The 21,035-nt window shown below is 74.3% G+C and carries 16 protein-coding genes; 9 read left to right on the top strand and 7 right to left on the bottom strand.

The annotated features are described in order from the left end of the window. The first annotated feature begins 4 nt into the window (after positions 1 to 4). Both pucL and ACH4SE_RS34205 read left to right on the top strand, forming a co-directional pair. The gene (gene pucL, locus ACH4SE_RS34210) at positions 5 to 895 is read left to right on the top strand and encodes a factor-independent urate hydroxylase (protein ID WP_398547462.1); all 891 of its coding nucleotides are present in this window, start codon (positions 5 to 7) and stop codon (positions 893 to 895) included. Between the two features lie 70 nt (positions 896 to 965). Then, on the top strand, positions 966 to 2,345 hold the full coding sequence (locus ACH4SE_RS34205; protein ID WP_398547461.1) for an 8-oxoguanine deaminase: 1,380 nt from the start codon (positions 966 to 968) through the stop codon (positions 2,343 to 2,345). A 63-nt stretch (positions 2,346 to 2,408) separates the two neighbouring features. Here ACH4SE_RS34205 and aceB read toward each other — a convergent pair whose 3' ends face one another. Both aceB and ACH4SE_RS34195 read right to left on the bottom strand, forming a co-directional pair. Beyond that, the gene (aceB, locus tag ACH4SE_RS34200; RefSeq protein ID WP_398547460.1) at positions 2,409 to 4,037 is read right to left on the bottom strand and encodes a malate synthase A; all 1,629 of its coding nucleotides are present in this window, start codon (positions 4,035 to 4,037) and stop codon (positions 2,409 to 2,411) included. A gap of 767 nt (positions 4,038 to 4,804) precedes the next feature. Beyond that, positions 4,805 to 5,443: an NTP transferase domain-containing protein gene (locus ACH4SE_RS34195; protein ID WP_398547459.1), complete on the bottom strand. Its 639-nt coding sequence runs from the start codon at positions 5,441 to 5,443 to the stop codon at positions 4,805 to 4,807. A gap of 196 nt (positions 5,444 to 5,639) precedes the next feature. On the opposite strand from ACH4SE_RS34195, the gene ACH4SE_RS34190 reads away from it, so the two are divergent. Beyond that, complete coding sequence (locus ACH4SE_RS34190; RefSeq protein WP_398547458.1) at positions 5,640 to 8,015, top strand: serine/threonine-protein kinase; 2,376 nt, start codon at positions 5,640 to 5,642, stop codon at positions 8,013 to 8,015. A gap of 135 nt (positions 8,016 to 8,150) precedes the next feature. Further along, complete coding sequence (locus tag ACH4SE_RS34185; RefSeq protein ID WP_398547457.1) at positions 8,151 to 8,498, top strand: DUF5955 family protein; 348 nt, start codon at positions 8,151 to 8,153, stop codon at positions 8,496 to 8,498. Here ACH4SE_RS34185 and ACH4SE_RS34180 read toward each other — a convergent pair. Further along, the gene (locus ACH4SE_RS34180) at positions 8,473 to 9,240 is read right to left on the bottom strand and encodes an IclR family transcriptional regulator (protein WP_398547456.1); all 768 of its coding nucleotides are present in this window, start codon (positions 9,238 to 9,240) and stop codon (positions 8,473 to 8,475) included. The two genes, ACH4SE_RS34185 and ACH4SE_RS34180, sit on opposite strands and share 26 nt — an antisense overlap. Before the next feature lie 250 nt (positions 9,241 to 9,490). Here ACH4SE_RS34180 and allB point away from each other — a divergent pair, with 250 nt between their 5' ends. Further along, positions 9,491 to 10,831, top strand: coding sequence for an allantoinase AllB (gene allB, locus ACH4SE_RS34175; protein WP_398547473.1), 1,341 nt, complete (start codon positions 9,491 to 9,493; stop codon positions 10,829 to 10,831). A gap of 46 nt (positions 10,832 to 10,877) precedes the next feature. Here the strand turns inward: allB and ACH4SE_RS34170 are convergent, their stop codons facing one another. The 4 genes from ACH4SE_RS34170 to ACH4SE_RS34155 are packed head-to-tail and all read right to left on the bottom strand — an operon-like array spanning position 10,878 to position 15,477. Further along, positions 10,878 to 12,233, bottom strand: a complete 1,356-nt coding sequence (locus ACH4SE_RS34170; protein ID WP_398547455.1) for a GH1 family beta-glucosidase — start codon at positions 12,231 to 12,233, stop codon at positions 10,878 to 10,880. Positions 12,234 to 12,253: 20 nt separating this feature from the next. Next, positions 12,254 to 13,093, bottom strand: coding sequence for a carbohydrate ABC transporter permease (locus ACH4SE_RS34165; protein ID WP_398547472.1), 840 nt, complete (start codon positions 13,091 to 13,093; stop codon positions 12,254 to 12,256). Between the two features lie 22 nt (positions 13,094 to 13,115). Next, positions 13,116 to 14,120, bottom strand: coding sequence for a carbohydrate ABC transporter permease (locus tag ACH4SE_RS34160; protein ID WP_398547454.1), 1,005 nt, complete (start codon positions 14,118 to 14,120; stop codon positions 13,116 to 13,118). A 16-nt stretch (positions 14,121 to 14,136) separates the two neighbouring features. After that, positions 14,137 to 15,477, bottom strand: coding sequence for an ABC transporter substrate-binding protein (locus ACH4SE_RS34155; RefSeq protein ID WP_398547453.1), 1,341 nt, complete (start codon positions 15,475 to 15,477; stop codon positions 14,137 to 14,139). A gap of 148 nt (positions 15,478 to 15,625) precedes the next feature. Between ACH4SE_RS34155 and ACH4SE_RS34150 the strand changes: the two genes are divergently transcribed. The 4 genes from ACH4SE_RS34150 to aroA all read left to right on the top strand — a co-directional run bounded on the left by ACH4SE_RS34150 (position 15,626) and on the right by aroA (position 21,034). Continuing rightward, positions 15,626 to 16,930: an ROK family transcriptional regulator gene (locus ACH4SE_RS34150; RefSeq protein ID WP_398547452.1), complete on the top strand. Its 1,305-nt coding sequence runs from the start codon at positions 15,626 to 15,628 to the stop codon at positions 16,928 to 16,930. Between the two features lie 65 nt (positions 16,931 to 16,995). Further along, positions 16,996 to 17,832, top strand: coding sequence for an AIM24 family protein (locus ACH4SE_RS34145; RefSeq protein WP_398547451.1), 837 nt, complete (start codon positions 16,996 to 16,998; stop codon positions 17,830 to 17,832). 552 nt (positions 17,833 to 18,384) lie between these two features. After that, on the top strand, positions 18,385 to 19,002 hold the full coding sequence (locus tag ACH4SE_RS34140; RefSeq protein ID WP_398547450.1) for a bifunctional 4-hydroxy-2-oxoglutarate aldolase/2-dehydro-3-deoxy-phosphogluconate aldolase: 618 nt from the start codon (positions 18,385 to 18,387) through the stop codon (positions 19,000 to 19,002). Between the two features lie 796 nt (positions 19,003 to 19,798). Then, positions 19,799 to 21,034 (top strand): 3-phosphoshikimate 1-carboxyvinyltransferase, encoded by a 1,236-nt coding sequence (gene aroA / locus ACH4SE_RS34135; protein WP_398547449.1) that lies wholly within the window; start codon positions 19,799 to 19,801, stop codon positions 21,032 to 21,034. Position 21,035: the final 1 nt, after the last annotated feature.

The raw sequence follows: 21,035 nt of genomic DNA, 5'->3' as shown, positions 1-21,035 counted from the left end.
CGCCATGACCACGACACTCGGCCAGACCCAGTACGGCAAGGCGCAGACGCGCGTCGTGCGCGTCACCCGCGACGGCGCCACCCACCACCTCAAGGACCTCAACGTCTCGGTCGCGCTGTCCGGGGCGATGGAGGCCGTCCACCTGTCCGGCTCCAACGCCGCCGTGCTGCCCACCGACACGATGAAGAACACCGTGCTGGCCTTCGCCAGGAAGTACGGCATCGCCTCCGCCGAGGACTTCGCCCTGCTGCTGGCCCGGCACTTCGTGACCGCGCAGACCTCCATCCACCGCGCCCGGATACGTGTCGAGGAATACGCCTGGGAGCGCGCGCCGGGGCCCTCCGGCCACTCCTTCGTGCGCCGCGGCGGCGAGGTGCGCACCGCGGAGGTCACCTTCGACGGCGAGCGGTGCGAGGTCGTGGCCGGGCTCACAGGGCTGGTGGTGCTCAACTCCACCGACTCGGAGTTCTGGGGCTTCGCCCGCGATCCGTACACCACCCTCCAGGAGACCCGCGACCGCATCCTCGCCACCGAGGTCGACGCCCGCTGGCGCTACGCCTGGGACGGCACGGACACCCCGGCCCCCGCGTGGGACGACGCCTGGGCCCGTGCCCGCGACAGCCTGCTCGCGGCCTTCGCGGGCACGTACTCGTACTCGCTCCAGCAGACGCTGTACGCGATGGGGACCCGGGTCGTCGAGAGCAGCACGCCGGACGCCGCGGTCGACGAGGTGCGGCTGTCGCTGCCCAACAGACACCACTTCCTCGCCGACCTCACGCCCTTCGGCCTGGACAACGAGGACGAGGTCTACTTCGCCGCCGACCGCCCGTACGGGCTCATCGAGGGCACGGTGCTGCGCGACGGCGCCGAGCCCCGCATCCCGGTCACCGGCTGACCGGCCCGCACGGCGCCACACCACGCACGACGGCCCGCACGACGGTCCGTACGACGGAAGAGGACAGCCCATGACCGCAGCAGAACGCACCGTCATCGAGAACTGCGCCGTCGCCACCGTGGACGCCGCGGGCACCGAGTACGCCGCGGGACACGTCGTCGTCGCGGGCGGCGTGATCGAGGCGGTCGGCGACGGGCCGGCGCCCGCCGGGCTCGCCGCGGGGGCGGCCCGCCGGATCGACGCCGGCGGGCACCTCGTGACGCCCGGGCTGGTGAACACCCACCACCACTTCTACCAGTGGCTCACCCGCGGCATGGCCCAGGACAGCAACCTCTTCGACTGGCTCGTCGAGCTGTACCCGGTGTGGGCGCGGATCGACGAGGACATCGTCCACGCGGGCGCCGCAGGGTCGCTCGCCATGATGGCCCGCGGCGGGGTGACCACCGCGGCGGACCACCACTACGTCTTCCCGCGCGGCGGCGGCGACCTGCTGGGCGCGGAGATCCAGGCCGCCGCGGAGACCGGCGTGCGCTTCACCGCCGCGCGCGGCTCCATGGACCGCGGGACGAGCGACGGCGGCCTGCCCCCGGACTTCGCCGTGGAATCCACCGACGCCGCGCTGAAGGCCACCGAGGCCGCGATCGACGCCCACCACGACCCGTCGTTCGGCTCGATGCTGCACATCGCCGTCGCCCCCTGCTCACCGTTCTCGGTGTCGACCCGGCTGATGACCGAGGCCGCCGAACTGGCCCGCCGCAAGGGCGTACGGCTGCACACGCACGGCAGCGAGACGGTGCAGGAGGAGGAGTTCTGCCACGAGCTGTTCGGCATGGGCCCCACCGACTACTTCGAGTCCACCGGCTGGCTCGGGGCGGACGTGTGGATGGCGCACTGCGTCCACGTGAACGACGCCGACATCGCCGCCTTCGCGCGCACCGGCACCGGCGTCGCGCACTGCCCGTCCTCCAACGCCCGGCTGGCCGCCGGGATCGCCCGGGTGCCCGCGATGCTCGCCGCAGGGGTGCCCGTCGGCCTCGGGGTGGACGGCACCGCCTCCAACGAGTCCGGCGAACTGCACACCGAGCTGCGCAACGCCCTGCTGGCGGCCAGGCTCGGCGCGGGCGAGAAGGCGCTCACCGCCCGCCAGGCACTGCGGCTCGGCACCTACGGCGGGGCCCAGGTGCTGGGCCGCACCGCCGAGATCGGCTCGCTGGAGCCCGGCAAGCTCGCCGACCTGGTGCTGTGGAAGCTGGACGGGCTCGGCCACGCGTCGATCGCCGACCCGGTGGCCGCGCTGGTGCTGGGGCCGCCCGCGCCCGTCACGCTGTCGCTGGTGGGCGGCGAGACCGTCGTCGAGCACGGCAGGCTGACGCGGGTCGACGAGGAGCAGCTCGCCCGGCTGACCCGCGCGCAGGCCCGCCGTCTCGCCGAACGGGCGGGCCTGGCGTAGGGCGGGCCTGGCGTAGGGCGGGCCGGCCGGGAACTCCCGGACACACCCTGGGAGTCCGGCGGGTCAGCCGGTGAGCTGCCGGTAGGCGGGCAGCGTCAGGAACTCGACGTAGTCGCGGTCCAGCGCGAGCCGCAGCAGCAGCTCGTGCGCCTCCTCCCAGCGGCCTGCCGCGAAGGCGTCCTCGCCCAGCTCCGCGCGGATCGCCGCGAGGTCGTCGTCGGCGATGCCGCGCACCAGCTCCGGCGTCACCTTGTGCCCGTCGTCCAGCACCACCCCGGCGTTGACCCACTGCCAGATCTGCGAGCGGGAGATCTCGGCGGTGGCCGCGTCCTCCATCAGGTGGAAGATGGCGACCGCGCCCGAGCCGCGCAGCCACGCCTCGATGTAGCGCACGCCCACCTGCACCGCATTGAGCAGGCCCGCGGCGGTCGGGCGGGCGTCCAGCGACGCGATGTCGATGAGCTGGCCGGCGGTCACGTGCACGTCCTCGCGCAGCCGGTCCTTCTGGTGCGGGCGGTCGCCGAGCACCGCGTCGAAGGAGGCGCGCGCGATCGGCACCAGGTCGGGGTGGGCGACCCACGAGCCGTCGAAGCCGTCGGCGGCCTCCCGGTCCTTGTCGGCCCGGACCTTCTCGAACGCCGTCGCGTTGACCTCCGGGTCGCGCCGCGACGGGATGAACGCCGCCATGCCGCCGATCGCGTGCGCGCCGCGCTTGTGGCAGGTGCGCACCAGCAGCTCGGTGTAGGCGCGCATGAAGGGCGCGGTCATGGTGACCGCCGCCCGGTCCGGCAGCACGAAGCGCTCGCCGCCGTCGCGGAAGTTCTTCACGATCGAGAAGAGGTAGTCCCAGCGGCCCGCGTTGAGCCCGGAGGCGTGATCGCGCAGCTCGTACAGGATCTCCTCCATCTCGTACGCCGCGGTGATCGTCTCGATCAGGACGGTGGCGCGGACGGTGCCGTACGGGATGCCGAGGGCGTCCTGCGCGAAGGCGAACACGTCGTTCCACAGCCGGGCTTCGAGATGCGACTCGGTCTTGGGCAGGTAGAAGTACGGGCCCTTGCCGAGGTCGAGGAGACGCCGGGCGTTGCGGAAGAAATACAGCCCGAAGTCGACGAGCGCGCCCGGCACCGGCTCACCGTCCACGGTCAGGTGCCGCTCGTCCAGGTGCCAGCCGCGCGGCCGCACCACCACCGTGGCCAGCTCGGCCGCCGGGCGCAGCGCGTACGCCTTGCCCTCCGGGGTGGTGAAGTCGATCCGCCGCTCGAAGGCGTCGGTCAGGTTGAGCTGGCCGCCGATGACGTTGGCCCAGGTCGGAGCCGAGGCGTCCTCGAAGTCGGCGAGCCAGATCCGGGCGCCGGAGTTGAGCGCGTTGACCGTCATCCGGCGGTCGGTGGGCCCGGTGATCTCGACCCGGCGGTCCTCCAGCGCGGGCGGCGCGGGGGCCACCCGCCAGCTGTCGTCGGCCCGGATGTGCGCGGTCTGCGGCAGGAAGTCGAGGGTCGCGGTGCGGGCGATCTCCGCGCGGCGGGCGGCGCGCAGCGCCAGCAGCTCGGCGCGGCGCGGGGCGAAACGGCGGTGCAGCTCGCCGAGGAACTCCAGCGCCGCGGGCGTCAGCACCTCCTCCTCGCGCGGCACGGTGTGCCCGGCGGTCCCGGTGACGACGGCGGCGGACGGCGGTGTCGGTGCGGACATGCGGTCGGTTCCTCCTGGACTGGGCCGGTGGGCCGGTGCCGTCGAGCGGCGCGCGGGGACCGGGGTCGGGTGGATCTTCTGCATGGCGAAGCATAGTTTTCGCACTGCGGAAGCTCAATGCCGCCCGGCGGGGGCGTGGGTGCCCCCCGGGGCGGTGCGGCCCCGGGGGTGGTGCCCTCCCGGGGAGGGCTGTGTCGTTGCGGGTGGGGTGCGGTGCGGTGCGGCGGGTGCGCGGTGCGGCGGGGGTGAGCGTGCCCTTGGGGGGGCGAAGTGGTCCCGGGGTCTGCGCCGCGACGGGTGCGGTGCGGTTCGCCGGGGGTGGGGTGTGGTCCGGCGGAGCGTGGCGCGGCCGCCGGGGACGTGGTGCGGCCCGCGGGGTCTGCGCCGCTGCGGGGGCGGTGCGGTCCGGCGGGGGTGGGGTGCGGCGGGAAGCGAGCGTCCCCCCGGGGGCGATGCGGTCCCGGGGGGCGGTGCGGCCGTGGGTCTGCGCCGCGACGGGGGGCGGTGTGTTTCGCCGGGGCTGGGGTGTGGTCCGGCGGGGGGCCGGGGACGGGGCTTGGCGGTCCGGCCGGGCTGGCACCGTCCGGCGGGGTGGCACCGCCTGCCGGCCGCGGCGGGAAGCGGGGGCGGCGGGCGTCTCCTCCGGGGGCCGGTGCTGTGCGGCGGGGGCGCGTCCGGGGACGGCCCCGTGCCGTTCGGGGGTGCGGGGTTCGGCCAACCCGGTGTCTGTGCCGTCCCGCGGCGGGCGGAGGCGGCGCCCACCGGGTTCAGGGTTCCGTGCGGGGCCGGGGCGACTCAAGAAGCCGCAGCTCGGCAGGGGTGTCGACGTCGGCCGGGTCCGCGACGTCCGCGCAGTCGACCAGCAGCGTCTGGCCCGCGTGCTCGCGCAGGTACGCCCGCGCGCCGCTGTCGCCCGCCGCGCTCCCCGCGACCCCCGCCCAGCGAGCCGCCCCGATCAGCACCGGATGGCCGCGCCGCTCCCCGTACACCGCCGAGACCAGCGCCGACAGCAGGTCGTCGCCCGCCCGGGCGGCCGCCACCACGCGGGCGACCGCCGCCGCGCCCACGCCGGGCTGGTCGACCAGCGTGACCACCGCCGCCGCGGGCGCCGGGCGGGCCGCCGCGAGCGAGGCGAGGCCCGCGCGCAGCGACGTGCTCATGCCGTCCGCCCAGTGCGGGTTGTCGACCAGGTCGCAGCCCGGGAGCCGTGCCCCGGCCCGCACCTGCTCCGCCGCCGCGCCCAGCACCACGTGCACCGGCCCACAGCCCCCCGCCCGCAGCGCCGCGGCCGCGTGCTCCACCAGCGGCCGTCCGCGGTGGGACAGCAGCGCCTTGGGGCGGCCGCCGAGCCGCCGCCCGCCACCGGCCGCGAGCAGCAGGCCGGCCACCTCGCCGTGTGTGTCCATGGCTTCTGCATACCGCGTCCGGCGTGCGCCGGAACGGGTTCCGGCCGCCCCGGCCGCGTCCGGTATCGTCTGGCCACGGGCCGGGAGGGGCGGCACCGGCGTCGGTGACCGCACCGCACGGCCCGGCCGGCGCCCGCGGCACCCCCCGCACCCGCGCCGGCGGGCTTGTCCGCGTAGGCCCGAGGAACGGGGACTGATGGGCGCTCAGCACACCGGGGGGCACGCCGCCCCCGGGTACCCCGGCCACCCGGGGCCGCTGTACCACCCGCTCACGCCGGACGACCCGGCCGTGATCGGCGGGCACCGCGTCGCCGCCCGGCTCGGCGTCGGCTCGCTCGGCCCCGTCTACCTCGCGTACGCGCCCGCCGGCCACCCCGTCGCCCTCACCGCGGTCCGGCCCGAACTGGCCGCGCGCGCCGGATTCGCCGCCGCCTTCGAGTACGACGTCCAGGCCGTGCGCCGGGTGAGCGGCCCCTACACCGTGCCGGTGCTCGGCAGCGGGCACGACGGCACGCGCTACTGGCTCGCCGCCGGGTACGTCCCCGCGCTGACGCTGCACGCCGCCGTCAGCGGCACCGGGCGGCCGCTGCCCGTGCCGACCGTGCTGAGGCTGGTCGCCGGGGTCGCGGAGGCGCTGCGCGTGGTCCACCACGCGGGCGTCGTGCACGCCGGGCTCGGCCCCGGGACGGTGCTGCTCGCCGCGGACGGGCCGCGCGTCACCGGCTACGGCGTGACGCGCGCCGCAGCCGACGCGCCCGGCATCCCCGCCTTCTCCTCGCCGGAGCAGGCCGCCGACAAGGCACCCGCGCCCGCCACCGACGTCTTCGCGCTCGGCCAGCTCGCCGCCTACGCCGCGATCGGCACCGCGCCCTTCGACCCGGACACCGGCCGCAAGCTGAGCGAGGAGCCGGACCTCAACGAACTCCCCGGCGAGCTGCGGGAGATCGTCACCCGCTGCCTCATCAAGGACCCGGCGCTGCGGCCCTCGCCCGCGCAGGTCGTCGCGATGTGCACGCAGGCCGGGCACGGCCGCCGCCCCGACCCCTGGCTCCCCGTCCCCCTCCAGACCCTCCTCACCCTCCCCCCGCCCCTGCCGCCCCTGCCCCCGCCGGGGACATGGCCGGCGAGCACGGCGCAGGGTGTGCCGGGCGAGCCGGGTGCCGCGGGTGCGGCTCCGGCCGCGTCGGTGCCTGCGGGCACGGGTGCGCCGCTTCCGCCCGGGGTGCCGGGTGCCACGGGTGCGGCCGTGGGGCTGCCTGTTGCGTCGGGTGTGCCGCTTCCGCCTGGTGCGACGCCTGCCGCGGGGGTGGTTGTGCCGCCGGGGGGCGGTGTGCCGGGTGCGCCCGTGATGCCGGGAACGGCTCCGGCGGCTGCGCCGGTCCCGCCGGGTCCGTCGCCTGCGGGGGCGCAGGGTGCCGCGGGTGCGGCCGTGGGGCTGCCTGTTGCGTCGGGTGTGCCGCTTCCGCCTGGTGCGACGCCTGCCGCGGGGGTGGTTGTGCCGCCGGGGGCCGGTGTGCCGGGTGTGCCCGTGATGCCGGGAACGGTTCCGGCCGCTGCGCCGGGTCCCTCGCCTGCGGGGGTGCCGGGTGCCACGGGTGCGGCTCCGGGGCTGCCTGTTGCGTCGGGTGTGCCGCTTCCGCCTGGTGCGACGCCTGCCGCGGGGGTGGTCGTGCCGCCGGGGGGCGGTGTGCCGGGTGCGCCCGTGATGCCGGGAACGGTTCCGGCGGCTGCGCCGGTCCCGCCGCTGCCGTCCGTACCGCCGGGGGCGACGCCCGCGGGGGGTACGCCGGTGCCGCCGCGGCCGGCCGTGCCCGCGCCCGTACCCGTCGGCGCGACGCCCGCCGGGGGGACGGCCGTGCCGCCGCAGCCGGTGCTGCCGCCGGGGGCGACGCCCGCCCACGGGGTGCCGGTGTTCGTGCCCGCGCCCGCCGCGCCCGTGCCGGCCGGCAGGCGGCGCGGCGGCGGGCCCGTGGTGTGGCTGGCGCTCGCGGCGGCGGTCGCCGGCGGTGTGGTCGTGGCGGGCGGCTTCGACCGGGACGGGTCGGCGGACCACTCGTCGGCCTCCGCCGTACCGCACTCCAGCCCCTCCTCGCCCGCGCCCGGCGGAGGCGCCCCGAACCCGGGCCCCACCCCGACCCCGACCCCCACCCCCACCCCGACCGACGGCGCCCCCGCGCCCGGCGGCGGGCAGCGCGACTACCTCGCGGTCACGCTCCGCGCGGGCCAGGGACTGGACCTCGCCGCCGATCCGCTGCGCCCTCAGGAGGGCGCGGACAGCGGCACGTTCGGCTACGACGCGATGCGCGACGCCCTGGTCGCCGCGCCTTCCCGCGGCTCCCTCGTGCTGCTCTCGCCGCAGGACCCCGGGACGCGCGAGCGGTGCAGCGGTGCGCAGGGGGGCGCGCTGGTCCACGAGATCCCGCGGGCCGGGCTCGTCCAGGAGTCGCGGCTGTGCGTGGTCGCCACGGACGGAACCGTCGCGCTGGTGACCGTCAGAGGCCTGTCGCCGGGCTCCGGCGCGGACGGTTACGCGACCCTCGACCTCTCGGTGTGGCCCGCGCAGCGACTTTGACGCATCTTTCGCCGACCCTGTGGCGCAATTGCGGCTCAGGGCGTTTACTGATCGCCCCCGGTACGCGGGAGAAGGTACCGCTGGGGCACGAGGTACGCACGAGGCAGGGGCGGAATGTTCGTGGGGGAGACGCGTGTGGTCAAAGGAGACCGCAGCGAAGGACCCGTACGGCCGACGGCCGGCGGTGGCGTGTCGTTACGTACCGCGGTGACCCGCCTGGAGCGGGAACTCGCCGGATACCGCCGGTTCTTACCCGATCGGGCGGTTGCGGAGGAGGAGCTGGCCGAGCTGGAACGGCAGGCCTGCGCGGGCACCGCCGCTCCGGAGCAATTGCGCCAGTCGCTGCTGCTGGTCGCGGCGGCCCTCGGTTCGGTGAGCGGGCTCGCCGCAGCGGTGGCGGAGCTGCGCGAGGCGGTGGAGCAGGAGCTGAACCGGCAGCCGCCGCAGCCGGCGACGGTCAGGGCGCGCCTCCCGCGCCGCTGAGCGCCTCGGTGAGCCCGCGCGCCGCCGCGTGCAGGACGGGCACGATCTTCTCCGTCACCGCGTCGGTGACCCGGGCCGCGGGGCCCGAGACGGAGATCGCGGCGGGCGCGGGCGACCCGGGCACGCCGACCGCCAGGCACCGCACCCCGGTCTCCTGCTCGCCGTCGTCCACGGCGTAGCCCGCGGCCCGGACGCGCTCCAGTTCCGCGAGGAAGTCCTCGGGGTCGGTGAGGGTGCGGTCGGTCGCGGCGGGCATGCCGGTACGCGCCAGCAGCGCCCGCACGTCCGCTGCGGGCAGCCCGGCGAGCAGCGCCTTGCCGACGCCCGTGGAGTGCGGCAGCACCCGCCGGCCGACCTCGGTGAACATCCGCATCGAGTGCCGGGAGGGCACCTGGGCGACGTAGACGACCTCGTCGCCGTCCAGCAGCGCCATGTTGGCGGTCTCACCGGTCGCCTCGACCAGCTCGGCGAGGTACGGGCGGGCCCAGGTGCCCAGCAGCCGCGAGGAGGTCTCGCCGAGCCGGATGAGCCGCGGGCCGAGCGCGTAGCGGCGGTTGGGCTGCCGGCGGACGTAGCCTCCGGCGAGCAGCGTGCGCATCAGCCGGTGGATGGTGGGCAGCGGCAGCCCGCTCGCGGCGGACAGCTCGCTCAGGCCGAGTTCGCCGCCCGCGTCGGCCAGCCGCTCCAGCAGGCCGAAGGCCCGTTCGAGGGACTGGACGCCCCCGGTGCGCTCCGCAGGCACGTGCGGTCCCCTCTGGTCGTCGCCGGCGGTGCGGCCGGTCGCGGAAGGCGGTTTTCGCTGTGCGGAATCCTACCGCCCTTGACTCCTGGGCCGGGGGCTCACCACCATGTCCGTCAGCGGAGCCGCCGGGGCCGCCGGCCCCGTGTCCCGGCCCCGCCCCCAACCGCTCGCGAAAGGCCACCTGTTGGACGCCGAGCACGCCGAGCACGCCGAGTACGCCGCACGCGCCGGGGGCCCGGCCCCCGAGATCGTGCTGCGCTCCACCCGTGTCGTCACCCCCGAGGGCGAGCGCCCCGCGTCCGTCGCCGTGCGCGGCGGGGTCGTCACCGGCGTGCTCGCGCACGACGCGCCCGTGCCGCCCGGCGTGCCCGTCACCGATCTCGGCACCGGTGTGCTGCTGCCGGGCCTCGTGGACACCCACGTGCACGTCAACGACCCCGGCCGCAGCGAGTGGGAGGGCTTCGCGACCGCCACCGCGGCCGCCGTCGCCGGCGGTGTCACGACGCTCGTCGACATGCCGCTCAACAGTGTCCCGCCCACCACCACGGCCGCGCACCTGGAGGTCAAACGCGCCGCCGCGCGCGGCCGGGTGCACGCCGACGTCGGCTTCTGGGGCGGCGCGGTCCCCGGCAACACCGCCGATCTGCGCCCCCTGCACGAGGCGGGCGTCTTCGGCTTCAAGTGCTTCCTGCTGCCCTCGGGCGTCGACGAGTTCCCGCCGCTGTCCCCGGCGGAGCTGTCCGCGGCGCTCACGGAGATCGCCGGCTTCGGCGGGCTGCTCGTCGTGCACGCCGAGGATCCGGCGGTGATCGGCGCCGCCCCGCAGCAGCCCGGCCGCCGCTACGCCGACTTCCTCGCCTCCCGGCCGCCCGCCGCGGAGGAGCGCGCGGTGGAGGGGCTGGTGGAGCTGGCCGCGCGGCTCGGTGCGCGCGTGCACGTGCTGCACCTGTCCTCGGCCTCCGCGCTGCCGCTGATCGCGGCGGCACGCCGTGCGGGAGTGCCGCTGACCGCCGAGACCTGTCCGCACTTCCTGACGCTGACGGCCGAGGAGGTCCCGGACGGGGCGACGGAGTTCAAGTGCTGCCCGCCGATCAGGGAGGCCGCCAACCGGGACGCGCTGTGGGCCGCGCTCGCCGACGGCACCATCGGCAGCGTCGTCTCCGACCACTCGCCCTGCACGCTCGCGCTCAAGCGCCGCGACACCGGCGACTTCGCCGAGGCCTGGGGCGGCATCTCCTCGCTGCAGCTGGGCCTGTCCGCGGTGTGGACCGAGGCCCGCAGGCGCGGCCACACCCTCGTCGACGTCGCCCGCTGGATGGCGGCCGGCCCCGCGGCGCTCGCCGGGCTCTCCGCCAAGGGCGCGATCGCCCCCGGCAAGGACGCCGACTTCGCGGTGCTCGACCCGGACGCCGCCTTCACCGTCGACCCCGCCCGGCTGCACCACCGCAACCCCGTCACCGCCTACGCCGGCCGCACCCTGCACGGCGTGGTGCGCGAGACCTGGCTGCGCGGGCGCCGGGTGGCCCGCGACGGCGCCCCCGCCGGGCCGCCGTCCGGGCGGTTGCTGGCCCTGGCAGCGGAAGAGGGGTGACGCACCGGCGGGAAGCCGGTGGCGTCACCCCTCGCGCTGCGCCGGGTCAGGCGGCGCGGCGCGCCCTGCGGTGGTGCGCGGCGATGATCTCCGCGTACCGGCGGCCGCTGCCCTTGACGGTGCGCTTCTGCGTCGCGTAGTCGACGTGGACGAGGCCGAAGCGCTTGTCGTAGCCGTACGCCCACTCGAAGTTGTCCAGCAGCGACCAGGCGTAGTAGCCCGCCAGCGGCACGCCGCGGCGGACCGCGCGGGCGCAGGCCGCGAGGTGCTCCTCCAGGTACTGCGTGCGCTCCGGGTCGTCGACCTGCCCGTCCGCGCCGACCGTGTCGCGGTAGGCGGAGCCGTTCTCGGTGACGTAGATCTTCCCGGCGCCGTACTCCTCGTGCAGCCGGACCAGCAGCTGCTCCAGGCCGTCCGCGTTGACCTCCCAGTCCATCGCCGTGCGGCGCACGCCCGGCAGGTACACCGACGTGGCGTGCGGTGCGGGTCCGGTCGGGTCGTCGGCGACGACGTTGCGGAAGTAGTAGTTCAGGCCCAGCCAGTCCAGGGGCGCCGCGATGGACTCCAGGTCGCCGTCCTTGACCGGCAGTTCGACGCCGTAGTGGTCGACCATGTCCTGCGGGTAGCCGCGGCCGTGGATCGGGTCGAGCCACCAGCGGTTGGTGTGGCCGTCGGCCCGCCGCGCCGCCGCGACGTCCGCCTCCCGGTCGGTGGCCGGCTCGCACGGGCTGAGGTTGTTGACGATGCCGACCTGGACGTCGGAATACGCCGCCCGCAGTGCCTGCACCGCCAGGCCGTGCCCGACGTGCAGGTGGTACGACGCGCGGACCGCCGCGGTCAGGTCCGTCCACCCGGGGGCCATGGTGCCCTCCAGGTGGCCGATCCAGGCCGAGCACAGCGGCTCGTTGAGCGTCGCCCAGTTCTTGACGCGGTCGCCCAGCGCCTGCGCGACCACGGCCGCGTAGTCGCCGTACCGTTCCGCCGTCTCCCGCTCGGGCCAGCCGCCCCGGTCCTGCTGGGCCTGCGGGAGGTCCCAGTGGTAGAGGGTGGCGTTGGGCGTGATGCCCGCCTCCAGCAGGTCGTCGACCAGCTTGTCGTAGAAGGCGAGACCGGCCGCGTTGACCTCGCCGGACCCCTGGGGGATGACCCGGGGCCAGGCGACGGAGAAGCGGTAGGCGTCCAGGCCGAGGGTCTTCATGAGCCCGATGTCCTCGGCCGTGCGGTGGTAGTGGTCGCAGGCGACGTCGCCGGTGTCGCCGCCGTCGACCTTGCCGGGGGTGTGGGAGAAGGTGTCCCAGATGGACGGGGCCCGGCCGTCCTCGTCCGCGGCGCCTTCGATCTGGTAGGCGGCGGTGGCCGCGCCCCAGACGAAATCGGCGGGAAGAGCGCTCAGGTCGTTCACAAGCTGCCTTTCGGGAGGGGTCACTTGACCGCGCCGGCGGTGAGCCCGGCGACCAGGTAACGCTGGAGGAGCAGGAATCCGGCGACCACCGGCACGCTCACCACGATGGAGGCGGCCATGACCTGGTTCCAGTACACGTCGTTCTGGGTGGCGTACTCGCGCAGGCCGACCGCCAGCGTCCTGGTGGACTGGTTGGTCATGACCGACGCGAACAGCACCTCACCCCAGGCCGTCATGAACGCGTACACGCTCACGGCGACGATGCCCGGCACGGCGGCCGGCACGACGACCTGGAACAGCGCACGGATCGGGCCGCAGCCGTCGACCTTCGCGGCCTCGTCGAGGTCGCGCGGGATCGAGTCGAAGTAGCCCGCCAGCATCCAGATGGAGAAGGGCAGCGAGAAGGTGAGGTAGGTGATGACGAGCCCGAGCCGGCTGCCGTTGAGCGTGATCCCGGTCGTGTTGCCGATGTTGACGAAGATCAGGTACAGCGGCAGCAGGAAGAGGATGCCCGGGAACATCTGGGTGGACAGCACCGAGACGGTGAAGATCTTGCGGCCCGCGAAGCGGTAGCGGCTCACCGCGTAGGCGGCGAAGATCGCCAGCAGCACCGAGAAGACGGTCGCGCTCACGCACACGATCAGCGAGTTCACGAAGTAGTGCGCGAGCGGGATGGTCTTCCAGATGTCCACGTACGGCTTGACCGTCAGGCCGTGCGGTATCCACTTGAAGGAACCCTGCACGTCCTGGAGGTTCTTCAGGGACGAGCTGAACATCACGTACACGGGGATGAGCACGAAGGCCAGCAGGAGCGTCAGGACGATGCGCCGGGTCCACACGAAGGACCTCGGCTGCGCCATCGGGGACGGCTGCTCGGAGAACCTAGACATCGTTCTCGCTCCTTCCCCTGGACGTGACCAGCAGGTAGACCGCCGTCACCACGAGCAGGAAGAGCAGCAGGAGCACCGACATGGCGGAACCCGAGCCGAAGTTCCAGTTGATGAACGACGACTGGTAGATGTGGATGGAGATCAGGTCCGCCTGCCGCGGCGGGTTCTGGCCGAACATCACGAACGGCGTGTTGAAGTCGTTGAAGGTCCACAGGAACAGCACCAGCACGATCACCTGGTTGACCGGCCGCAGGGCCGGCATGGTGATCTTGCGGATCTGCTGCCAGACGCCGGCGCCGTCCATGGCGGCGGCCTCGTACAGCTCGCGCGGGATGTTCTGCAGACCGGCCATCAGGGCCAGGAAGGCGAACGGCCAGGACTTCCAGACCGATACGATCACCATCGACCAGAACGCGTTGTCGCCCAGCAGCCAGAAGGACTTGCCGGAGGTGACGTGCAACTGGTCGTGCAGGACGTGGTTCACCAGACCGGTGTCGTGCTGGAACATGAAGGCCCAGGTGATCAGCGCCGCGTACGCCGGGAGCGCGTACGGCACCAGGAAGACCGTGCGGATCAGGCCGCGGCCGCGGAACTTGTCCTGGAGGAGGATCGCGGCGGTGACGCCGAGCAGCCAGGACAGCGAGACCGACAGCAGGGTGTAGGAGAGCGTCACCCAGAACGAGTGCAGCAGCTCCTGGCCGATCGGCTGGTGGATCCTGACGGCGGCCTTGTAGTTGTCGAAGCCGTACCAGGGGGCCCTGTCCCAGTGGTGGATGTAGAACAGGGTGAGGTTCTTGAAGCTGATCAGGATGCCGAAGACCATCGGCACGATGTGGATCAGCAGTTCGACGAGGACGGCGGGGAGCAGGATCAGGTACGGGAGTCCGCCGCGGCGGACGCGTTCGATGACACGCGGCCGGAGCCGGCCGCCGGCAGCGGGTTTCCCGCTGTCGGGGCCGGCTTCGGGCACGCGCCTCGGGGGGGCGGTGGCAGTCATGGAGGAGGGCCGATCCTTAGGACGTCGGCATCTGCTGCTGCGCCTTCTGCAGCGCAGCCTTGACGGTGTCGTCCGTGACGGGCTTGCCGGCGGCGGCGTCGGCGAACAGCCCCTTCACGGCCGGGCCGACGAGGTTCTCGAACTGGCTCTCGTTGGCGACCTGCGGCAGCGGGGCGGCGGACTTCTGGAGGACCTGGGTCAGGACCTTCAGGTCCGGGGTCTGGAAGGCCGGGTCGCTCTGCGCCTCGATGACCGGCGGGATCGAGGCGTACTTGGTGTTGAGCACCTTCTGCTCGTCCGTGCTGGTCATGAACTTCACGAAGGCCTCGGCGGCCTCCTTGTGCTTGGTGTCGTTGAAGACGGCGATGTTGATACCGGCCACCATCGACGTCACACCCGCGTCACCGGTTGCGCCCGCGGTCTGCGTCGGCACCGGCACCACGCCGTAGTCCTCGGGCTTCATGCCGTGCGAGGCGATGCTCGCGGCGGCCGTCTGCCACATCATCATCGCGGCCTTGCCGGTCGCGAAGTCGGTGATCGTCTGGTTCTGGTCGTACTCGGCGTCGCCCTTGGCCGCGACCTTGTTCTTCGCGATGAAGTCGACGTACTGCTTGACGGCGGCGACCTGCTGCGGACCGGTGAAGGTCGCGTTGCCCTTGTCGTCGAACCAGCTCGCGCCGCGCTGCTTGGCGAGCACGAAGATGTGGTGGATGTTCTCCGCGGCGTTCGCGCCCTCGACCGCCAGGCCGTACTTGCCGCCGGTGGTGAGCTTGGTGGCGTCCTGGACCAGCTCGTCCCAGGTGGCGGGCGGGTTCTGGATGCCGGCCGCGGCGAACATCTTCTTGTTGTAGTACAGGCCGTACGCCATCGAGTAGATCGGCACGGCGGCCGGGTCCTTGCCCGCGGCACCCGCCGAGGCGATGGCCGACGGCATGAACCGGTCCTTGCCGCCGATGGTCTGGAAGGCGGCGTCGTCCCACGGCATGAGGGCACCGGTGGCCTGGAGGGAGGCCGACCAGGTGTTGCCGATGTTCAGCACGTCCGGGCCCTGGCCGGAGGTGGCGGCCGCCAGGATGCGGTTGAGCAGGTCCGCCCAGCCGATGACCTCGACCTTGACCTTGATGCCGGTCTGCTGGGTGAACTTGGCCGTCTCGGTGGCCAGGGTCTTCTTGTCGGCGTCGATGCTGGTGCCCTGGTTGCTGGCCCAGTACGTGATGGTCTGGCCCTTGAGGCTGCCGCCCGAGGACTTGCTGTCGCCGCTGTCGTCGTCGCCACCGCCACAGGCGGCGAGCGTGAGACCCAGCGCGGCCACGAGGGCGGTGGCCGCGACGAGTCTGCTGGAGGTGCTGGTGCGCATAACGGTTCCCTCTCAGGGGTGGGATCGCTTCAGGAAGTGAACAGCGCCTGTGCCTTATTTCAGGCCGTGATTTAACTTGTGAGAAAAGGTGGCGTCAAGACCCTGTGCAGCGATAGATTCACGCCGGACCCCCCGGGAGGGAGACTCGATGGCTGAGCGGAGCAAGCGCACCGTGCGTGACCTGCGGCGCGGCAACCGTGCATCGCTTCTGCGTCATTTGTATTTCGAAGGTCCCCTGAGCCGGCAGGAGCTGGGACGCGACACCGGGCTCAGCGCCGGGTCGATCAGCAACGTCGTCGGAGAACTGATCGCCGACGGCATGGTCGAGGAGGCCGGCGCCGTCGAGTCCGACGGCGGACGCCCGCGGACGCTGCTCCAGGTCGCCCCGGGCTACGGCTACGTCGTCGGCGTCGACGTCGGCGAGACCCGGGTCCGGGTCGAGCTGTTCGACCTCGCCCTGACCGAACGGGCCTCCGCCGACATGCCGCTGTCCGACAGCGGGCACGACGTCGACCACGTCGTGCGCCTCGCCCTCCAGGGCATCGCCGGGGTCGTTCGGGAGGCCGGGATCGACGACAGCGAGGTGCTCGGCGTCGGTGTCGGCGTACCCGGCATCGTCGCCCACGACGCGGCCCCCGGCGCCCTCCCCGGCGACGGGGAGGACATCGTCGTGCACGGCCAGACCATCGGCTGGGACGCCGTACCGCTCGGCCGGCTGCTGCGGGCCGGCACCACGCTGCCGCTCTTCATCGACAACGGGGCCAAGACCCTGGGCCAGGCCGAGATGTGGTTCGGCGCCGGACGCGGCTCCGACAACGTGGTGATCGCCCTCATCGGCTCCGGCGTCGGCGCCTGCGTCGTCACCAACGGCAAGCCCTACCACGGCGCCAGCAGCAGCGCGGGGGAGTGGGGCCACACCACCCTGCGGGTCGGCGGGCGCACCTGCCGCTGCGGCTCGCGCGGCTGCCTGGAGGCCTACGTCGGCGCCGAGGCGCTGCTCGGCCGCTGGCCCGCCGCGCCGCGGGACGTCAGTGAGGAGACCGCGCTCGCCGCGCTGCTCGCCGCCGCCGACACCGACCCCGAGGCCGACGCGCTGCTCGCCGAGGCCGCCGAGTACCTGGGCGCGGGCATCGCCGACCTGATCAACCTCTTCAACCCGCACCGCATCGTGCTCGGCGGCTGGGCCGGGCTCATGCTCGGCCCGCGCATCCTGCCCGCCGTCCGGGAGGTCGCCGCCGAGTACGCGCTGCGCCACCCCTGCGCCCAGACCTCCATCGAGCTGGGCCGGCTCGGCACCGACGCCGTCACCGTCGGCGCGGCCACGCTGCCGCTGGCCCGCTTCCTGGACACCGGCGGGGAGCGTACGGTACGGCTGGCGGCCCGGGCGGACACGGAACGGACCGGCGACGCGGCCCTCCCGGCGCGGAACCGGATCGCCCGGGCGGTACGTTGACGGCAGGGGCGTGAACCGTACCGGTTTCGCCCCTTTCCGCATCGTTCGTTTCAAGGAGTCCTGCGGTGACGCTCCAGCAGCAGATCGTCGGCAACGCCATGCAGATGGCCGTCTGCACCCTCAACCCCGGGCAGACGGTCTACTGCGAGGCCGGGAAATTCCTCTTCAAGACCGCCAACGTCTCCATGGAGACCCGGCTCGGCGGACGGCCCGGCGGCGGGGGCCAGCCGGGAGGCGCCGGTGGCGCCGGTGGCGCCGGTGGGGCCGGCGGCATGGGCGGCCTCCTGCGGCAGGCCATGGGCACCGCCATGCAGGTCGGCCAGCGCGCGCTGGCCGGCGAGTCGCTCGCCTTCCAGTACTTCACCGCCTCCGGCGGCGAGGGCACCGTCGGCTTCGCCGGTGTCCTGCCCGGCGAGATGCGCGCCCTGGAGCTGTCCGGATCGCGCGCCTGGTTCGCCGAGAAGGACGCCTTCGTGGCCGCCGAGGACACCGTCCAGTTCGGCATCGCCTTCGTCGGCGGACGGCAGGGCATGAGCGGCGGCGAGGGCTTCATCCTGGAGAAGTTCACCGGCCACGGCACCGTCATCATCGCCGGCGCCGGCAACTTCATCGACCTCAACCCCGCCGACTTCGGCGGCCGCATCGAGGTCGACACCGGCTGCATCGTCGCCTTCGAGGAAGGCATCCAGTACGGCATCCAGCGCATCGGCGGCCTCAACCGCCAGGGCATCATGAACGCCGTCTTCGGCGGGGAGGGCCTCTCGCTCGCCACCCTGGAGGGCAACGGGCGGGTCATCCTCCAGTCCATGACGATCGAGGGCCTCGCCAACGCGCTCAAGAAGGCCCAGGGCGGCGACAAGCAGGGCCCCACGGGGGGCCTCTTCTCCACGCACTCCGGGTGAGGCACCGCCGCGGTGCGGGTGCCGCCGGGGCGGGGGCGGGTGCGGGTGCCGCCGGGGCGGGGGCCGGGCGCGTGGTGCGGTTCGGCTGCGCGCCGGGCGTGGTGGGGGCTCGACTTCGCGCCGGGCATGGTGTTCGTGGTGCGGTTCGGCTTCGCGCCGGGCGTGGTGGGGCTCGGCTGCGCGCCGGGTGCCGCTCGCTGTGCGGCTCAGGTGTGTGCGCCGGGTGCTGTGCGCCGTGCGGCTTGGCTGTTTGTGTCGGGCGTGGTGTTCGTGGTGCGGCTCGGCTGCGCGCCGGGCGGGGTACCGCTCGGCCGCTGGCGTTGCGTGCCCGCGGATGCCCGGCGTTCGTCCTGTCGCCGCTGGCCACCACGGCTCGCGTTACGCGCGAGGATGCTTGCCCCGGCCGTGTCACGGTGCGGTGACAGCTGCGGGAACGCCTGGCGGACGGCCCCCGCCGTGCGGGTAGCGTTCTGCTCGCGCTCTCCCCAACCTGCGCACCTGCACTCCCGTGCACGACCGGGCAGCACCGTTAGGGAAGGACCGAGATCCTCCGTGTACCGCTGGGAGACCACCCGGGCCGCGCTCGCACAACGGGTCTTCGCCACCATCCGCACCGAGACGTACGACCAGGCCGCCGCCACCGCCGACACCCTGCTCTCCGCCGGGCTCACGACCCTGGAGATCTCCCTCACCACGCCCTTCGCGCTCGAAGCGGTCACCACGCTCGTGCGTGAGGTGGGTGACGACGCGATCATCGGGGCCGGGACGGTACTGGACGAGGTGGCCGCACGGCTCGCCATCGAGGCGGGGGCGCGCTTCCTGCTGACGCCCAACCTCGACGAGGGCGTGCTGCGCACCGGGCACCGCTACGGGGTGCCCGTCTTCCCCGGGGTCGCCACCCCGGGCGAGGCGGTGCGCGCGCTCGAACTCGGCGCCGACGCCCTGACCGTCTACCCCGCGGTCTCCCTCACCCCCGAGTGGGTGGCCGAGCTCCGCGCCGTGCTCCCGCAGGCGCCGTTCGTTCCGATCGGCGGTATCTCGCTCGCGGCGGCGCCCGAGTGGATCGCCGCGGGTGCGGTGGCGGTGGGGCTGGGCTCCGCGCTGACCGCCGGGGACCGGCTGACGGTGAGCACGCGCTTGGCGGAGCTTCTGGAGCGGCTCGCCGCGTAGCCCCTCCGGGGGGTGGGCCCAGGGTGGGGGCTGGTGCCGTTCTTTCCGCGTCCGTGCGGTGGGTGGGGGTGCTCCCGGAGTTCCCCGCGGGGCCTCTGCGCTGCGGGGTGCCTGGTGCGGTGCGCCGCGCGATCTTCTGCCGGTGGGGGCTGGTCGCGCCGTTCCCCGCGCCCCCAGGTTGCCCGGCGGGGCATCGCGCTCTTGCTCGGGGGGTGGGGTCGGGTGCCACTCCGGGGGTACCTCCTCGGAATGCGCGTCTGACCTCTCCCTTGTCCGGTGAGCGGCGGGGGTGCGCATTCCTGCGGGGGCACCCCCGGATCGTCCCCCTCCCGGGCCGGTGTGGCGGCTGCCTGCCGGTGGGGGTGAGGTCTTCTCGGGGACTGCGGTTCGCCCCCGACGGCGGCGCACCCCGACGAGAAGGCCGTCAGCCGACGTCGAATCTGCACGGGTGGTGGGGGTGGGAACACCCCGCGCCGCCAGGCGCGGGAAACCCCGGCGGCGGGTCAGCCGCTCACGCACCCCGGGCGGGCACCGCCCGAGTGCGGCGCCGCCAGGCGCGGGAAACCCCCGCGGCGCGAAAGCCGCCCACGTACCGGCAACCGGGCACCGCCCGGAGCGGCGCGCCGCCAGGCGCGGGAAACCCCGGCGGCGGGTCAGCCGTACGCACCCCGGGTGGGCATCGCCCGGGCGCGGCGCCGCCGACCGCGGGCTGAGACGGCGCGGGCGGGGCGGTGGCGGCGCCGTAAGATCGGGGCCGCCGGGGGGAGTGACCCGCCGGGGAGAACGGGAGGCAGTGGTGATCGTCGCCGTACCGGGGTCGAAGTCCGTGACGGCCCGGGCGCTGTTCCTGGCGGCCGCGGCGGGCGGCGAGAGCGTGCTGCGCAGGCCCCTGCTGTCGGACGACACCGACGGCTTCGCGCAGGGCCTGGCGGCGCTGGGGTACGGGGTGGCGCGGGCGGAGGACGCGTGGCGGGTCACCGGCAGCCCGGAGGGGCCGCCCGCGCCTGCGGCGGAGGTCGACTGCCGGGACGCGGGCACTGCGGCCCGTTTCCTGCCCGCGCTCGCTGCCGCCGGGCACCGCGGTGTCTACCGTTTCGACGCCTCCGCGCAGATGCGCCGCCGCCCGGTCGCCCCGCTGACCGGGGCGCTGCGCGCGCTCGGCGTGGACCTGACGCACGACGAGGCCGAGGGCCATCTGCCGCTGACGGTGCGGGCCTCGGGTGTGGAGGGCGGCGAGGTGGTGCTGGACGCGAGCCTGTCGTCGCAGTTCCTGACCGCGCTGCTGATGACCGGCCCGCTCACGCGGGAGGGCCTGCGGATCAAGGTGACGGGCATCGTGTCGGTGCCGTACGTCGAGATCACGCTGGCGATGATGCGGAGTTTCGGTGTCGAGGTGGCGCGTGAGGGCGATACTTTCGTGGTCCCGCCCGGCGGCTACCGGCCGGCCGATTACGCGGTGGAGCCGGACGCGTCGGCGGCCAGTTACGTCTTCGCCGCGGCTGCGCTCGCGGGAAGGACGGCGACGGTGCCGGGCCTGGGGCAGGGCGCCCTGCAGGGCGACCTCCGGTTCGTGGAGGTGCTGCGGGAGATGGGCGCCGACGTGGAGATCGGGGCGGAGGGGACGACGGTCACCGGGACCGGAAGGCTGTCCGGTGTGACGGTCAACATGCGCGACATCTCCGACACGATGCCGACGCTCGCGGCGATCGCCCCGTACGCGGACGGTCCGGTGCGGATCGAGGACGTCTACAACACGCGCGTCAAGGAGTGCGACCGGCTGGACGCGTGCGCGGAGAACCTGCGGGCGCAGGGCATCGAGGTCGCGACCGGCAGGGACTGGATCGAGATCCGCCCGGGTACACCGCGCCCGGTGGAGATCGCCTGCCGGGGCGACCACCGGATGGCGATGAGCTTCGCGGTCGCGGGCCTGCGCAACCCCGGGACGACCTTCGACGACCCGTCGTGCGTGAAGAAGACCTTCCCGGGCTTCCACGAGTTCTTCGCCGGCCTGCGGGCGCGCTGGGACGTCTGAG

It is taken from the genome of Streptomyces sp. NPDC020983 (assembly GCF_044333485.1).
Classification (GTDB): Bacteria; Actinomycetota; Actinomycetes; order Streptomycetales; family Streptomycetaceae; genus Actinacidiphila.
Note: the sequence above shows the minus strand (reverse complement) of the source record. Positions and strands in the feature narration are given on the sequence as shown.

Excerpts from the sequence above, each read along its gene's own strand:
- ACH4SE_RS34155 (WP_398547453.1), bottom strand. The coding sequence starts at position 15,477 with ATGCGCACCAGCACCTCCAGCAGACTCGTCGCGGCCACCGCCCTCGTG.
- ACH4SE_RS34205 (WP_398547461.1), top strand. The coding sequence starts at position 966 with ATGACCGCAGCAGAACGCACCGTCATCGAGAACTGCGCCGTCGCCACC.
- ACH4SE_RS34160 (WP_398547454.1), bottom strand. The coding sequence starts at position 14,120 with ATGACTGCCACCGCCCCCCCGAGGCGCGTGCCCGAAGCCGGCCCCGAC.
- ACH4SE_RS34195 (WP_398547459.1), bottom strand. The coding sequence starts at position 5,443 with ATGGACACACACGGCGAGGTGGCCGGCCTGCTGCTCGCGGCCGGTGGC.
- ACH4SE_RS34150 (WP_398547452.1), top strand. The coding sequence starts at position 15,626 with ATGGCTGAGCGGAGCAAGCGCACCGTGCGTGACCTGCGGCGCGGCAAC.
- aceB (WP_398547460.1), bottom strand. The coding sequence starts at position 4,037 with ATGTCCGCACCGACACCGCCGTCCGCCGCCGTCGTCACCGGGACCGCC.
- ACH4SE_RS34190 (WP_398547458.1), top strand. The coding sequence starts at position 5,640 with ATGGGCGCTCAGCACACCGGGGGGCACGCCGCCCCCGGGTACCCCGGC.
- pucL (WP_398547462.1), top strand. The coding sequence starts at position 5 with ATGACCACGACACTCGGCCAGACCCAGTACGGCAAGGCGCAGACGCGC.
- ACH4SE_RS34165 (WP_398547472.1), bottom strand. The coding sequence starts at position 13,093 with ATGGCGCAGCCGAGGTCCTTCGTGTGGACCCGGCGCATCGTCCTGACG.